The sequence below is a fragment of the Nostoc linckia z4 genome (genome assembly GCF_002608075.1).
Classification (GTDB): Bacteria; Cyanobacteriota; Cyanobacteriia; order Cyanobacteriales; family Nostocaceae; genus Nostoc; species Nostoc linckia.
The window spans coordinates 70,761-86,574 of sequence record NZ_LAHA01000028.1 but is presented as its reverse complement, the minus strand read 5'-3'; the positions used below and the strand labels follow the sequence as shown (position 1 = coordinate 86,574).

Genomic DNA, 15,814 nt, shown 5'->3' with positions numbered 1-15,814 from the left:
GTGGTCTTAAAAGCTGTCACTGCTGTCACTAGCGTATTTGGAGGTGGCGGTAAGTGAGTATTCCAAGCACACCAAGCACAGCCGTTTTAAAAGATAATCTTACGCACGCAGGTAAATATGTTCGCACTTTTAGTACCAGCATTAAGGGGAACTGGAATATTCCTAATGCAACAAAGGGATTGACTCAGTTTAGTTCAAAAGACTTCAGGAATCTCTCAAAACTCACAAACGCCCTGAACGAGCAGAAGGGGCTGCTTGATGAACTCAAAGCTATCAAGAAGACTACACAAGCTGCTACTAAAGCAAAGGAAACTGCTGATGCAACAAAGAAACTCTCTGACAATCTAAAAAAAGTACAAGACCTTTTATTTAAAAAAATTCCCGGCAGCGACCAATTTGACAAAGCTGCGAGGGTAGGTGGTATTCTTGGAATTTTTGCCGCCATTGGTGTTGTAGCATTAACCTACTTGCAAGAATTCATTAGTAGCAGAACTTTTGATAACTTAGACGCTATTAGTAATGACCTTACAAAAACGAATCAGATAGCAGTACAGAATGGTCTGAAATTAAAACAAATTCAATCAAAAATTGACAAGTTCGATAGAGAGCTAAACACAAATGCTAAAGACTATGCACGCTTAAATAAGCAGGCAGAGAAAATTGGGCAGGAAGTAACGGCGGCTAAAAAACAAGCCAATGATGCACTGTATGAAACTCGTGAAGGACGAAAAATAGTTACGGGATTAGCTGAAGCAGCCCGTAAAATTGGCAATGATGCACTTTACGAAGCACGACAGAATAAAGTAGTAATTGAAGCCAAAATAACTGAGCAACGACTAAATTTTGATGCCAAGATTCAATCTATTAATGTTCAAATATCAAAATTCAACAACAGCGTCTCAGATGCTTTTCAGAAATCTGTAAACACCACAATATCAAAATTGCAATCAGATTTAGCAGCGACGAAAGCCCAGGTATCGGCAATTAAGCCACAGAACATTGATACAAGCAGCGTTACGGCTAGTGCCATTGCTGCGGCTAAATCTTTGGTCGCTCCCCTACAATCCCAGGTTGGGAATCTAAGCAACAATATTTATGGACTTCAAGCACAAGTTTCTCAAATACCAGTACTAGCCAATGCTGTAAGTAATTTGGGTAAGTTTGTCAATTCTGTAGACAACAAAGCTGATGCGGCGATGAACGAGGCACGTAATAAAGGAGTGCCAAATCTCGCACCGTTGCAGCAACAGCTAGATGATAAATTTAATAGATTTGTCACTGACAATAATAAGGCTCTTGGTATTAAAGATTTAGAAATTTCCAATCTCAGCAAAGACTTTGATAAAAAATTAGCAGATTTTAATAGATTAAATAATTTATCTTCTGAGCAGAGGTTCCAAGAATTCAAGAGAGAGAATGATAAAGCGCTAGGAATTCTTGGGCTTGAACAATCAAATTTATCCAAACAATTCGACCAGAAACTAGCAGATTTCAAACGTCAAAGTGAGTTGACATCTAACCAACGGTTTGAGGAATTCCAGCAAGACAATAAACGCTCACTAGGTTTGTTAAAGGGGGACGTACAACAGCTTGACCGCGATATTGATACTACCAAAGCGGATATTACAAAACTTGACACTAAACTCAAGGAACAAGAAAAAGTGAACAGTGCAGCGTTACCAAAGCTAGACCAAATACTTGATAAACTTCCTTTCATCCCAGCATTAGCAGCAGCGGCAATTAGGCCGGATATTCCGACAATTCCTCAAATCGAGCAAGCAGCCGCAACAGGAACGTGTCGAACCACCCAGCCAGGTGGATGTATGAGGAGAGCTTTAGATGATAATGCAGCGAATATCATAAACAACAACAACACTAACGCAGCCAATCTTTTAAATGCTTACAACGCAGGTGCTAACACTGCATTGTTGCAAGGGCAAGCAACAATTCTAGAAAGACTTGGCGCTCAACTCCCCGGAGGTATCGGCGGGAAGTTGTCGAGATTTGCTGAGTGGATGCATCTCGATAGAGTGTTGAATATTTTGATTCTTGCTGCAACCATCCACAATGCTTTGATGTTGTCAAACGATATAGGACAGACGTTAATCGGAGCGATAAATAACGTCCTTCAATTAATAGGTTTAAAGAAGGAAGATGGAAGCACTTTTGATATCGGTTCTGTTATTAGTAGTTCAATTGAAAATTTAATTAAAGGTGCGATAGGAGCCGATAATTATGTTCAATTGAAAGAAGCCTGGTCGAAGGCTAATAGAATTTATCAAGCGTCTGTTAATGTCTTGAATACTTTTCAAGGATTGGCATCAACAATCCTTACCGGATTAGAGATGACAGCGGGCAAGGTTGCCAAAATTGGAAACGCACTCAGAAAATCTGGAGAAGTTTTAGAAAGTGCTTATGGCTGGATGAATCCCCAGCCAAAATTCAATCGTGTTACTCAATTTTTAGAAAATTTACAGAATGGAGCATCAACAATTCAACAGGTGACTCAAGCCCCATTAGACATTATCAACGCAACGACGGAATTAACTAACGCTACGACTGAATTAACTAATGCTATTAAAGATGATTCGACACCAGCTAACAAGGGCAAGGAATCGCCTGAACCAGAGCAATTGAAGACAACTGAAACAACAGCGAAACTTGCTAGCGCTGGACTAGAAATGATTGATTTGGACTTGGAGACAGATGAATAATTATGCCTTTACCGGAGAACTTTAACGAATGGGAACATCTACAAGACACTGTAAGACGCTGGCATAACAAAGCAGTAAATCAGTATTTTAACAAAACACCTGCTGATAGCTTGGAAACTCCAAAATCTTCTTTAAGGGTAGCTTGCACCATGAAAGATGGTGATACAGCAACCATGACCATGATGAGAATGTGGCTATTTGAAGTAACGGCAGGAAGATTACAGTCTGTGCAAGCTCCTATTTATGGGATTCCAGTTCAAGAACTACAGCGAGATGTTACCTTTAAACCTCAAATAAAACTTTTTTTTAAAGAGCGATCCGACGCTGACATGACTGATAGAAATTCTCCAGCTAGAGGAGAAATAACATTTAGGTTAATGAATGAAACTTCCGCAACTATCAGCAGAGCAAAAGCGGAAGTTTTAGCAAGTGCAATTAAACGAGAATTCACTAATCCTATCTTTGTATGGGAAAAAGGATGGTACAAATACACCTATCAAGATGTAGAACGTGGCTATGATTTGCGCCTATTGGTTAAATCTAAAACAGAAGGAGTAAGAGTCACAAAAAAAATATTAGACATACAAGGGCATCCATTTAGTGACGATAACCAACAATACATCGAGCATGATCGCTCCTACTCATTAAACCCTGGAACCCATTTAGTCTACGGCTCTACTATCAAAAAACCCGTACAAAGACCACGAGTTGATGTCAGCTTTCGCTATGCCCAACTTCTGATCCACGGCAGAGCAAACGCGATCAACCTAGTTGCTATGGCTGACGTAGGGTTAAAGTCGGTCATTCAGAGGATTGGAGGCAGCTAAAATACTACGTTTTTCTCAACGGATAGTTAACTTGTCGTCTTACGCTTTTCTGCGTTTTGGAGATGCTAGAACCTAAACAGATACTTTAAACACCAGTAATAACATGGGTAAAAGATTTAACAACCTCAACGCGGCATTAAAATATCTACGCCCCCCAGGTGCTAACGACACTACAGAAATTCCTGACGCGCCCTCTGGCTCACAATTGCGACAATTCCAGGATTATAAAGCCGGGAAGCGAATGATCACCTATACAAGGTCTACTACCAGCAATCCTGGCGATATAGCAGCAGCAGCTCTTAAGCCTTTTGCTTTACCGGCTGCTAACACTAATAGTTTTTTGGTAGACATTTCTCAAAGAGCGATTACCAATTTCACCGCTGCTGGGCTTTCCGCTGCCGAGCTAAATATAGATACCACGCCAGAGGGAATTACCAATTTAACCAAGGTGAATGGTTTTACCCCTGCCAGGGCTACAGTCAAAAATGTCACCGGGACGACTGCCACCACCAAAACATCAAAAATCACTGGCGATACGTATAAATCAAAAGCGGGTGCTTCATATACATACCCGTTCGGTCGTAGCACCGATGATCCGTCATATTCAGAGGTTAAAGCTGCGATTGCTGCGGCTGTAGCTGCTGCTAGTGGCAATAAAGGTGTTAGTTTTAAGCCGGAGATTTACCGCTAATGATTAACGAGATACTCGGACTACAAATTATTACCACGCCAGGGATGAGCCTTGAAGAATGCTCGTACCTAATTAAGCAATTAGAATGTGCAAATCTCGCAAAAATACAATTTGCTCAAGGGAAATTATCTTTAGAAGATTTTTGTGACATTCTAGAACTTTGTGGTGTGAATGTTGATGAGTATCTCTTGCAAGTTGAAGCCAATTTAACAACAGCAGGAATACTGTAAAGGGAATGGCAGGTGAGTTAAATAATTCCCAAAACTGGTCTTTGGCATATCAAGAATATAAAGAAGCTGTGCAAGCAACGCCTTTAGGGGGGTACTATCCACTCCCTGCATTTGAAGTCCCGATTACTTTTAGCAGCAAGATTTTGATAGCAAAAACAGTTTCTACTATCCCAGCGGGAAAACAATGGAAATGGGCGGGGAATTTAAGGGCATCTCAAGCCTTCCCTAATGCTGGTGTTAATGGTCAAAAATCAGAAATTGCTACTTTTAGCTTGTTTCTGAATCGTTCTAAGTTGTTAATCCTGCCAACTTTCGCTAGCAATTATGAGTTGGTCTTATCTGATGCTTATTGGTTGCGAAATCTGCAATTAACAATTTATGAATTTACAGGACAAATCACTGATAATCTAACTGAATTAGTCGAATCTGTTAAAGATGATGTCTTGCGCGTTGAATCTAAAATCGATGCCCTTTAATGAGTCCAAATTCTTATCAATATTTTGCTTTTATTTACAATTAATAACCGCTGTTTATGCCCATTGCATACAATGATTGATTTAAAAAACTCTGTAGACTTGATTTTAGGAATATTTGCGCTAGTTGCGATTGTTTATCGCATTAGCCACATGGAAGCAGCAATCTATCGAGAAATTGATAAAGCTTCAGATGAATTTAGAAAAGAAATTCATTTAATTCAGATGGATTTATCTGCACATAAAACTGATTATGTAGTCCGGAAGGAATGGCAATCAGATGTTGCCCGTGGGTTGAAACAGATGATTAAGCATAAATCCAGTCGGCTTAACTTCCACATTATTGACATCCAACGCCATTTAGAAAAACAAACTGGCTTTATTGTTCGCTCCCAGCCGGTTGCTGACCCTGATGAAGACGAAAACGAGAATTAACTCACTGGGGATTCAAGAATCAAATTAATTAGCCCAAGGTAAAAACCGAATCCTAAGCACAGTATTCCTATTAATTGAATTCGTCCCCAAGGATAGCCGTACAAATCATCGTAATAGGCTATAAAGGTTGATAGTAGAGATAGTAAGTATTCGCCAAGATTCCCTAACTCTTTTATTAACTTTTCAAGGTTGAGCATGATTAGTAGTAGGTTTACACTAGAAAATTATTTTCAGTTACACGATGGAAAAGCAATAGATTTTAGGCTTAGAGTCCAAAAAGACCAAAACAATCAGTATAGCTTCTACATTCATCCCCAAGATGTCAATGGTGAAACTTGGGATTTTAAGGTTATTGGTAATTTTCTAGAATGCACTACATCTACAAGTGAAGCTTTAAACAGTTTGTTGGTAGACGCTGAGACACTTTCTAGTCTTGATAAAAACGTATTGTTTTTGATGATTAAGCAAGTAGCCAGTAAAATCAGCGAACTAGAAATGGTCAATACTTCACAGAGAGACCAGCTATTTAAAAGAGTGGAAGCTCTAGAAGAGTTTCAGCGTGAGTACGAAACTGCACAGGAGTACGAACGCGATCGCAGTTAGGTCACTGGGGATTCAATAGACATTATTCGACAGACATTCAATACCAATTTTTTTGGCTTGGTGGAACTGACTCAAGTACTCCTACCGTTAATTTTAAAAAGTCCTAGCGGTCGAATTGTCAATATATCTAGTATCGAAGGCTCATTAACACTTCATGCTACTCCTGATTCACCAATTTATGACTCCAAACCATTTGCTTACAATGCTTCTAAAGCAGCAGTCAACGCCTTTACCATCCATTTAGCCCATGAGTTACGCAATACTCCTGTAAAAATTAATAGCGCTCATCCAGGTTGGGTGAAAACTGAATTAGGTGGTGAAGGTGCAATGATAGATATCCCACAAGGAGCGAAAACCGGCGTTGAGTTAGCGATGCTTGCTGATGATGGGCCGAGTGGCGGCTTTTTTCACCTTGGTGAAGCAGTACCTTGGTAAAAACTCTGTAGAAGCAGCATCCGGTTCCTGATACGTAAGTCTACTTCAAAAGATAGAATCTACTCAAAGAGTCACATTTTAGGAGTAAACCTCTGTCTTTACAATTTATCAATGTTCCCACAGCCAATTCTCAACCACCGGCAGGTTTAATTGTGACTTTGCATGGTTGGGGTGCTAATGCTGAAGATGTCTCATCTTTGCTACCTTATATTAATTTACCGAATTATCAGTTTGTATTACCGAATGCACCTTTCCCGTATCCTTACTCACCCATCGGCAGAGCATGGTACGATTTGAGAGTGGAAAATATGTATCAAGGATTGACACAAAGTCGGCAATTGCTTATTGAATTGTTGCAATCCTTAGAAGCCAGTACTGGTGTACCTTTGTCACGGACAATTTTGAGTGGATTTTCTCAAGGCGGGGCAATGACTTTGGATGTAGGATCGAAATTGCCCCTAGCGGGTTTAGTTGTCATGAGTGGGTATTTACATCCTGATGCCATCGCCGCAGCTAGCGGTGAAATTCCCCCGACTTTAATTACCCACGGCAGAAATGACGAAGTTGTGCCCCTGCAAGCCGCATGGAAAGCACGAGAAACTCTAGGATCTTTGGGAGTTGCTGTAGAGTACCACGAATTTGACACGGGGCATGAAATAGATCCACAAACGTTAAATGTGTTACGGAACTTCGCGAGCAACACACTTGCTGATTAAAAGGGAACTCTTAACGGGCAACAGGCAACAGGGAAATCGGTTTAAATAAATTTAGGACGCCCAAGAATAACTACACTCAATTCCTCCATCCAACGCCACTATCCAATTTCTCCCCTTGCCTGAAAAGCCTCCCCTCCCCAAGAACTGCTTACCAAAACGATTGATTATTTTTTTATTTAGAAGTCCTTTTTCGGGGCTACTTTTTCTTCTTTTCCCTGTTCCCTGTTGCCTGTTCCCCCTGAAGGCATGGTCAAGATTACGATTTTTTTATAAATTCTGGTATAAATGCGGAAAAATTTCACGAAATCAATGACCTGTAATGAGTAATATATATTGGGAGGCTGCAATATAAAGCAACTTCACCCATGCTGAAGGCGAATGCGTGCATAAGGGAGGGGCAAGCATTATGACAACTCTAAGCATTTCCAGAAAAGAAATTGCTGCTATGACTGCGGCAGAAGTAGAACAGCTAGCTTCTCGTCTGGAGCTGGATAATTACAGTAATGCTTTTGAGGGTTTAAATGATTGGCATCTACTACGAGCGATTGCATTTCAGCGTCCAGAGTTAGTGGAACCCTACATTTATCTGTTAGACTTGGAACCCTACGATGAAGCGTAGCAATTTTAGATTTTAGATTTTAGATTTTAGATTGGGGTCAACTAGCTAGAATCAAAGATTATCAGGGTTAATGTATCACTTGCTTAATCCGAAAATACCAATGCAATCTCCCATAGATCCAAAATCCAAAATCCAAAATCCAAAATTGAGCAGGGTTTTAGTTGCTATAGGTGGCGGTATCGCCGCCTATAAAGTTTGTGAATTGATTTCAACGTTGTTTAAAACTGGGGTGGAAGTGCGAGTCATTCTCACCCGTTCGGCACAGCAATTTATTACACCTTTGACTGTGGCCACCCTATCTCGCCATCAAGCATACACAGATGATGATTTTTGGCAACCAACTTACTCTCGTCCGTTGCACATTGAGTTGGGTGAATGGGCAGATGTGATGGTAATTGCTCCCTTGACAGCTAACACATTAGCAAAATTAGCCTACGGTATGGCTGATAATTTACTCACAAATACCGTACTGGCTTCTACTTGTCCGGTGTTGTTAGCACCAGCGATGAATACGGATATGTGGGAACAACTATCGGTGCAGCGAAATTGGCAACAGTTGTCCATCGATAGCCGATATCATGGAATGAATACAGCATCGGGTTTATTAGCTTGCGATCGCGTCGGTGCTGGGAGGATGGCAGAACCCCCAGAAATCTTAACTTACATTCAATCGCTGTTACACACCCAAGGCAAACGAGATTTAATAGGTAAACGAGTATTAGTTAGCGCCGGAGGAACGCGAGAATATCTCGACCCAGTAAGGTTTATTGGCAATCCTTCCACAGGTAAAATGGGATTAGCCATTGCCCAGGCAGCACTGCACCGAGGGGCAAGGGTGACTCTGGTGCATACACCAGCTAATTGGCAAGCACCTTTGGGAGTCCAAGCAATTCCTGTGACGAGTGCCGAGGAAATGCACCACGCGATGGTAGAGTATTTAGCCAACGCTGATATCATTGTCATGTCAGCAGCAGTGGCAGATGTCAAGCCCAGAGATTATAGTACAGAAAAATTGCCCAAGCGATCGCTCCCCGAAGCTTTACCCTTGGAACCCGTACCCGATATTGTCGCTCGATTAGCACAACTCAAACAGTCGCATCAAATATTAATTGGCTTTGCAGCACAAACTGGTGATATTGTCAATCCTGCGTTAGAAAAATTACAGAAGAAAAAATTAGATGCCATCGTTGCGAACCCCATCGACCGGGCAGATAGTGGTTTTGGCAGCGATAACAATGAAGCAATATTTTTAGATACACAAGGGCGGCAAGTGGCGATCGCACCTTGTTCTAAATTAGAAATGGCGCATCAATTATTTGATTTTCTCAGCAGCGAATCGTAAAAGGGACTGGGGATTGGGGATTGGGGATTGGGTTTTCACTCGTAAAAATTATGGAATTCTGCTCTTACCCACAGCAAATTTTGGAATATTTTGCCAGTCCCCAGTCCCTAGTCCCCAGTCCCCAGTCCCCAACCTATGAGACAACTAGCAACCGAATCACCATCTACCTGGCGTTTCATCCCAATGCTTCAGACATCAGGAGGAGTGCAAATGGCCATTGATGCTTGGTTGTTTAAGCAATGCGAAGAGGGACAACATCCGCCTACGTTGCGTTTTTATACTTGGTCTCCCTACGCACTCTCCCTCGGACATCTGCAAAAACAATGGCCTCCCCAATGGCACAATCTGATTTATCAAGGACAGCAACTCGATGTAGTTCGTCGCCCAACAGGAGGTAGAGCCGTTCTCCATCAAGGAGATTTAACCTACGCCTTGATTACAAGAGCCAGTACAGCAAAAAGCTGGGGTATTTATGAAAACATCTGTAACTTTTTGATTCAAGGCTGGCAAACCTTGGGTGTTGAATTAGATTATGGTTCTGCTGGACGGGGTTACATTCACAATCCCAGTTGCTTCAACACAGCAACAGCCGCAGACTTGATTACCCCTGATGGCAGTAAATTCATCGGTAGCGCCCAACGCAAGGGAAGAAATACAATTCTGCAACACGGCTCAATGATTTTGTCCACAGACAAAGGTTTATTTGAAGAAATCTTTCAACAACCGGCTCCTTGGAATACCTCGTTTTGTAAAACAGAGGAACAGGATAGCTGGATAGTCAAGATTGTAGATACATTGACAAAGACAGCAAAACAGTATTTTGGTATAGAATTAGTTACCCAACCATTCACAGAGCAAGAATGGCAAGATATCCTCAAATTGCGATCGCTTTATGAAGTGCGATCGGGCATATTAAAAAGTAAAAAGTAATTTGCCTTTTAACTTTTTACTTCTGCCTGATTCCAAAATCTAAAATCTAAAATCTAAAATCTAAAATTATTTTAGGGAATAAACACAGTTGATTGACCAGCGTATACCACCTCAATTACACCCGCCCACGCACACATCAATTTAGATGTATTATTCAGTGCTGGACTGTTAGCAATCAAAACGGTAGGCGAACCGGGTGCCCAGGGTGCGGGGATTACTGGTATACAAGGCATGGGCGTCAACACCCCAGAAGCTGCTGCTGTGGCGGATGCAACTGTTGGATTGGCTAAAGACGAACACATGCCAAAAGGCATAATATTCACCATTGGCTTATTATCCAAAATGTTGGCATCTGGTGTACCAGTCAATACCCGATTAATGGGCAGAACTACCAAAGAACTTGGTGCTGCACCAAAGCTACACTTGAGGCTTGCCCCGGAACATACTTGCAGAGCCATAATTTCCCCTTCCACACATCAAGATACACTTACCTGGATAATGTAGCGTAGCATTCATTAGGTTGTATTGCATAAACTCAAGAATAAAATGTCAACTTAATTTTGCGGGGCTGCCAGATCCCCAACTTCTTCAAGAAGTTGGGGATCTGGACATCGCGCATTTTCACAACTCATTTAAGATCGCTTTATGAAATGCGTTAACGTAGCTCACCGTAAGTATCGCCTATTCCAAAACTTGAGGTTATTTAGTAAATATGTAGAAAGCCAATTCTTTTTAACCCACATTCCGCACCCTTAACTGTCACAATCGTTTATTACGGAAATTGATTCATGAAAAAGGAGTAAAAATTTACTTCGCGGTTATATAAATTAAGCTTTTTGGCGATTTTGCGTAAGTCCTGATAATAAAAAACCCACTTGAATGGGGTTGAGGAGTGAAATTTATCGTCGTGATAACTAACTTTATCTACTGCGAAAACCTCCGCCTATAGAGCGAAATTCTCCACTGTCATCCTGTTGAGTGTTTGGAGAAATGGTGGTTATAGCTGATTCATCACCGATGTTGTCTTCTATGTATAATTTAATATCACATGGAGTGTTATTTCTTATTGAGCGTTTGAGTTTTGTGGTAAAAAACAGAGAACCACCGGGTGAAAGGGCGTTACCAGGAAAAATACATATTTTATTACCTACCTCATTCGTCTCAGTCCTAAGTGGGCTTACAACTAAACGATTACCAACAAAGTTTCTCTCGCTCCAAGCACAAACACTGTTTTGTGGACAATTAGCTAGTATAGGTAGTTGGAATTGGGCGTTAGCTACATTGGGTCTTATCCCGCTAGGAATTGTAACAATTGCAGCAGTTATCGTTACAGTTAACCCTGATAGTAGTGTTGTTTTCATTGGTTTTAAAAAATGCGTAATTTTGCATAAAGTATTTAATAGCAACCAACTTACAACTTATGAACAGCCTAGTCAACTTGTTATACTAAATTCACTACCTTTCCCACCTTTCGCACTTAACCCACTAGAACTTACGCATTGACAAAAAGAATAATAAATCCAGACAAAGCAGAAAAACAAGCGCTGCGCCAACGTCTTTGACGAACGCTTGTTAGCAGAGGCGTAAAAAATAGATAATTTACTTGTCTTTGTTTAGGGTTCGGACGATTAGAGCAACTACTAAGCCATCAACAGCTAAATGTAACTATTTATGCTGAGAACAACGTACAATACCTGCGCTTTTTCCTAGCTGACGCCAAGTCAGATAATTTGGGCAGAGGACAGAGGACGTTATACATTAATAAGTGTGTCTGCAATACCGGATTTGTTCTGGCTTAGTCTCAATAGCAAAGGTTTGGAAATGTCTACTTTATCAGAAACTTCTATCTTGGCGGCAATTCTGCTAGTAGCTTTAGGCATTTTGGGGTGGGGCTTTTATCGCGCCAGACCTTTTGGCAAGCTAGGAATCTTGGCCTGGTTACAGTCGGTGGTGTTGATGACTCCGTGGCTATTGTTTTTTGGATTGTTTGCCACAGGCATTTACATCAACATAGCAGGTATATTGTTCTTAGTGGTGGCTTCTGCTGGATTGTACATCTACTTGGGCAGCCAGTTACGCAAAGCTGGGCAAGATGCCATACTCAAGCAACGGGCAACCCAAAGACTAGCTGCTGAGTCCTTGGCTGAAGAAAATTCCCCACAACCAACAGTTATAGAACTTAAACCCCAGATTCCACCGATACCAGAAGATGACTTGAATGCAATTAAAGGTATTTTTGGTATCGATACATTTTTCGCTACAGAAACCATCCCCTACCAAGACGGAGCGATTTTTAAAGGCAATTTGCGCGGAGAACCAGAAGAAATTCACAACCGTTTGAGCGCTAGTTTGCGAGAACGACTAGGCGATCGCTATCGCTTATTTTTAGTGGAAAATACAGACACTAGACCAGTAGTAATTGTTTTGCCCAGTCGCAACGATCCCCGACCAATGCAGTTATCGCAAAAAGTTTTTGCGGGTATTCTGTTGGTAGCGACCATCGCCACAAATTTAGAAGCTGCGGGATTACTGTTAAATTTTGATTTCTTTACCAGTCCCGGACGGTTTACAGAAGCTTTACCCATAGGTGCGGGTATATTTGCGATTTTAGTAGCTCATGAAATCGGTCATTGGTTGCTGGCTCGCCGTCACCAAATCCGCCTGAGCTGGCCGTTCTTTCTACCTGCTGTGCAAATTGGCTCCTTTGGTGCAATTACCCGCTTTGAGTCCCTATTGCCCAACCGCAAGGTATTGTTTGATATTGCCTTGGCAGGGCCAGCCGCAGGCGGTATCGTTGCTTTGGCAATGCTGATTATTGGCTTGCTGCTTTCTCACCCTGGTAGCTTATTTCAACTGCCAAATCAGTTTTTCCAAGGTTCAATTTTAGTGGGAAGCTTGGCGCGGGTTGTCCTTGGTTCTGCCTTACAGTCACCTTTAGTCAGCGTTCATCCCCTAGTGGTGATTGGTTGGTTGGGGTTAGTAATTACCGCTTTGAACTTAATGCCCGCAGGACAACTAGATGGCGGCCGTATTGTCCAGGCAATTTATGGACGCAAAACCGCACAAAGAGCAACTGTAGCAACTTTAATTTTACTGGTGCTAGTATCTCTCGGTAATGTTCTGGCTATGTACTGGGCATTCGTGATTTTCTTCTTGCAACGAGATTTAGAACGCCCCAGCTTGAATGAAATCAGTGAACCCGATGACGCTAGAGCCGCTTTGGGTCTTTTGGCTTTATTTTTGATGATTACTACTCTTTTACCCCTGACTCCTGGCTTGGCTGGGCGTTTGGGAATAGGATAGTGCTACGCATGGTAAACAATAATTGACACTCCCCTGCCTGAATAGATATCGCTTGTCTGACGACACGCTGCGCGAACGCTCATCTATTAGTAAAGGCAGGGGATTCTTCATTCACCGTTAGAACTTCTTCCAACAGGCTTGACCAAGATTTTTTACCATACCGTATGCTACTAAAGCGTTAGCTTTGCAGACGTTAAGCGCCACTACCAGTGGCGCTTAACTTTGGAGTTCAACGGGCCACAATCGCCTCTAAACGAGCATACAGGAAAACATTTAAGTAAAAATCACCCGCGTGGGTACTATACCTCTGGATTTATCTTAAATATATATATTCTTATACAAATCACTCAATGAGAGTAACACTAATGGCTGTTATTTCAACATTTGAACTTCTTCTTAAGCCCCAACTTCCTAAAAAAATTACAGATACAGTACCTGAACTTAAGTCATTAGCTCGCAAGATTGTCCAGGGATATTTTCTCAGTATTTCCAATATTACCAGTGACTTTCTGTATCTATCTGTTGTATTTACAGCTAAAACACCCGGACTAGATCTTACAAAAATCGCCTCTTTTCTAGACACTACAGGTCAAAATGATCCAGTAAGTAGAGTCTTTACAGAGGATGACAAAAAGACAACAAAGACACGTTTTACAATTCCCCTTAATGCATACGATACAGGTTTATTAATTGTGCAACCGAATATCGCTGACCTCGCTATATTAAAGGCTGCAAACTTTGAGCTTCGGGGTTATGTCGAGATATTCCTCAGTTCAGGTTCAACTCCTCAATCTACTCAGTTATTAATCACTCCTGAGCATAGAGGGACTTTTTTTGGAGAAGATAGTTCTAAGTTAGGTGAGGTTGCATATGCATTGCCTACAGCTACAGGAAAATCCTTATTTGAGTTGACTAAAGGTGTTTAACTATAGTTGGAAATTAACTAGCTGTTATTAGAGACTTTAAATTACAAAAATCTCCAATCATTTATTCTAGGATGGGTTTTTAACCCGTCCTAGAAACATTCTGACAATTGATATTTAAATAAACCAAATTAAAAATACTCAAATAATGTCGGATAATACTCAACCAAACTTTATAAATCTATCGCACACTCAGGTAGCACTACATCCCAATCCTAAAGGAATTATCCAATTTATTGGTAGCTTTATTTTTGGATCTTTTCCTACTTGGGCATATAAATATCTTCATGAGTATCTATTTGCTCAAGGATATTCCCTAATTTTATATCGGTTTCCTTTAAATCTGCTTCAATTTAATCATTGGAAAGTTTCTCTTAAGTTACTAAAAGAACAATATAATCTCAAGGTTGAAATTATCAAATTCTTAAAACAAGAACATCAACCTGATAACGTTTTGAATATATACTTAAATCCTAATAACTACTTATGGCTAGGTCATAGCTTGGGATGTAAATACATCGTTCTTTTAGAGATTTTGAGCAACGATCCAAAACAGCGATCGCAAATTCTCCAAAAATGCTTAAATAAGGATTTTGACAAACTCATCAACGAAATTAACTCAATAGAACCCGCTCGGCAAATATCTGAAGCAGCGATTCATCAATTAGTACCTCAAACAAAATCGAGTAGTCAGGTTTTCATCAGAAATCAACCCTCTGTTCTGCTAGCACCAGAAATTAGTAATACAGTCAGATTTATCAAATCGAAATGGAGAATATCAAATCCCTGGACTAATCCCAATCAGAAACAAACTGAATGCTTGATTCGTTCTAGCAAAGAACTTTTTAATTTAACAGGCATTATTTCTTTTAACTTGGATGGTATTGCCGAAGATGATGTAGATTTCTTGGTAGAACAGATTAAACAGAGACGTTTTCGACCTTATTTGTATAAAGAATTACAAGGATGGCATTTTGAACCGCTTAGTATTTACATTGAAAATTTAGGTACAGCGATCGTAAATTTCTTTGATGAACTTCAACATCGATAATCTCATCTAGGAATTAAAGAAAAAACACCCAGAAAATAACCTAATTAGGTTAGGATATCCTATTTTGATTTGCATACTGACTGAGGTGGCGTTATCTCAAAAACAAGAGGTCTACTGTTAAGAGTCTCTATGAGCAGTTTTTCAAATCAAATTTGATTTCTATAATCGGAATTTTGTAACAAAAAAAGCAGATAAAAATTAATTAATCTGCATTATTTTGTGTGAAAAAACAGTACAAGTCCTGTACGCTGGAATTTCACATCTTCTGATGCGAAAGTTAAGCTAATGCACGTCTCAAATACTTTCAACTGTCCTTTGCCATTGGTCATTAGACTTCTAAGAGAAGTGGGAAAAAGGGTAAGGGGTAAAGGGTAAAGGGCAAATAAAAACCCTTTTCCCGGTTGGTGAGCTTGTCGAACCATTAACCTTTCCCCTTTACCCCCTCTTGCAAAAGTTACTTTTGCAAGAGGATGTTTATAAAGAACAAATGATTAATGACTAAGGACAAGATTCAGGAGTAAA

The 15,814-nt window shown here is 40.6% G+C and carries 17 protein-coding genes; 15 read left to right on the top strand and 2 right to left on the bottom strand.

Going from position 1 to position 15,814, the window contains the following annotated elements; translation table 11 throughout:
* Nucleotides 1-53 precede the first annotated feature (53 nt).
* The 12 genes from VF06_RS21705 (at nt 54) to VF06_RS21645 (ending at nt 10,015) form a co-directional block, all read left to right on the top strand.
* The gene (locus VF06_RS21705) at nt 54-2,714 is read left to right on the top strand and encodes an AAA family ATPase (RefSeq protein WP_099069597.1); all 2,661 of its coding nucleotides are present in this window, start codon (nt 54-56) and stop codon (nt 2,712-2,714) included.
* Nucleotides 2,715-2,716: 2 nt separating this feature from the next.
* Nucleotides 2,717-3,541, top strand: coding sequence for a hypothetical protein (locus VF06_RS21700; RefSeq protein WP_099069596.1), 825 nt, complete (start codon nt 2,717-2,719; stop codon nt 3,539-3,541).
* Nucleotides 3,542-3,644: 103 nt separating this feature from the next.
* Nucleotides 3,645-4,232: a hypothetical protein gene (locus VF06_RS21695; RefSeq protein WP_099069595.1), complete on the top strand. Its 588-nt coding sequence runs from the start codon at nt 3,645-3,647 to the stop codon at nt 4,230-4,232.
* Nucleotides 4,232-4,462: a hypothetical protein gene (locus VF06_RS21690; protein ID WP_099069594.1), complete on the top strand. Its 231-nt coding sequence runs from the start codon at nt 4,232-4,234 to the stop codon at nt 4,460-4,462. The genes VF06_RS21695 and VF06_RS21690 overlap by 1 nt, the downstream gene beginning before the upstream one ends.
* Nucleotides 4,463-4,467: 5 nt before the next feature.
* Nucleotides 4,468-4,938, top strand: a complete 471-nt coding sequence (locus VF06_RS21685; RefSeq protein ID WP_099069593.1) for a hypothetical protein — start codon at nt 4,468-4,470, stop codon at nt 4,936-4,938.
* A 72-nt stretch (nt 4,939-5,010) separates the two neighbouring features.
* Nucleotides 5,011-5,370, top strand: a complete 360-nt coding sequence (locus VF06_RS21680; protein ID WP_099069592.1) for a hypothetical protein — start codon at nt 5,011-5,013, stop codon at nt 5,368-5,370.
* A gap of 195 nt (nt 5,371-5,565) precedes the next feature.
* Nucleotides 5,566-5,973: a hypothetical protein gene (locus VF06_RS21670; protein ID WP_099069590.1), complete on the top strand. Its 408-nt coding sequence runs from the start codon at nt 5,566-5,568 to the stop codon at nt 5,971-5,973.
* Nucleotides 5,974-5,988: 15 nt separating this feature from the next.
* A complete protein-coding gene (locus VF06_RS21665) occupies nt 5,989-6,408 on the top strand; it encodes an SDR family NAD(P)-dependent oxidoreductase (protein ID WP_306474312.1) in 420 nt (139 codons plus the stop codon).
* A 92-nt stretch (nt 6,409-6,500) separates the two neighbouring features.
* Nucleotides 6,501-7,124, top strand: coding sequence for an alpha/beta hydrolase (locus tag VF06_RS21660; RefSeq protein WP_099069589.1), 624 nt, complete (start codon nt 6,501-6,503; stop codon nt 7,122-7,124).
* 406 nt (nt 7,125-7,530) lie between these two features.
* Nucleotides 7,531-7,743: a protein IsiD gene (isiD, locus tag VF06_RS21655; RefSeq protein WP_099069588.1), complete on the top strand. Its 213-nt coding sequence runs from the start codon at nt 7,531-7,533 to the stop codon at nt 7,741-7,743.
* 100 nt (nt 7,744-7,843) lie between these two features.
* Nucleotides 7,844-9,085 carry a bifunctional phosphopantothenoylcysteine decarboxylase/phosphopantothenate--cysteine ligase CoaBC gene (gene coaBC, locus VF06_RS21650; RefSeq protein WP_099069587.1) on the top strand — a complete coding sequence of 414 codons (1,242 nt, stop codon included), beginning with the start codon at nt 7,844-7,846 and terminating at the stop codon, nt 9,083-9,085.
* A gap of 135 nt (nt 9,086-9,220) precedes the next feature.
* Nucleotides 9,221-10,015, top strand: coding sequence for a lipoate--protein ligase family protein (locus VF06_RS21645; RefSeq protein ID WP_218963850.1), 795 nt, complete (start codon nt 9,221-9,223; stop codon nt 10,013-10,015).
* A gap of 71 nt (nt 10,016-10,086) precedes the next feature.
* On the opposite strand, the gene VF06_RS21640 is transcribed toward VF06_RS21645, so the two are convergent.
* Both VF06_RS21640 and VF06_RS21635 read right to left on the bottom strand, forming a co-directional pair.
* Nucleotides 10,087-10,473 carry a DUF4280 domain-containing protein gene (locus VF06_RS21640; protein ID WP_099069585.1) on the bottom strand — a complete coding sequence of 129 codons (387 nt, stop codon included), beginning with the start codon at nt 10,471-10,473 and terminating at the stop codon, nt 10,087-10,089.
* Nucleotides 10,474-10,935: 462 nt separating this feature from the next.
* Entirely contained in the window at nt 10,936-11,376 is a 441-nt protein-coding gene (locus VF06_RS21635) for a peptidase inhibitor family I36 protein (RefSeq protein WP_099069584.1), read from the bottom strand.
* A gap of 460 nt (nt 11,377-11,836) precedes the next feature.
* Between VF06_RS21635 and VF06_RS21630 the strand changes: the two genes are divergently transcribed.
* The 3 genes from VF06_RS21630 to VF06_RS21620 all read left to right on the top strand — a co-directional run bounded on the left by VF06_RS21630 (nt 11,837) and on the right by VF06_RS21620 (nt 15,292).
* Complete coding sequence (locus VF06_RS21630) at nt 11,837-13,318, top strand: site-2 protease family protein (protein ID WP_099069601.1); 1,482 nt, start codon at nt 11,837-11,839, stop codon at nt 13,316-13,318.
* Nucleotides 13,319-13,683: 365 nt separating this feature from the next.
* The gene (locus VF06_RS21625) at nt 13,684-14,244 is read left to right on the top strand and encodes a hypothetical protein (RefSeq protein ID WP_099069583.1); all 561 of its coding nucleotides are present in this window, start codon (nt 13,684-13,686) and stop codon (nt 14,242-14,244) included.
* Nucleotides 14,245-14,389: 145 nt separating this feature from the next.
* Complete coding sequence (locus VF06_RS21620) at nt 14,390-15,292, top strand: DUF1350 family protein (RefSeq protein WP_099069582.1); 903 nt, start codon at nt 14,390-14,392, stop codon at nt 15,290-15,292.
* The last annotated feature ends 522 nt before the right edge of the window (nt 15,293-15,814 follow it).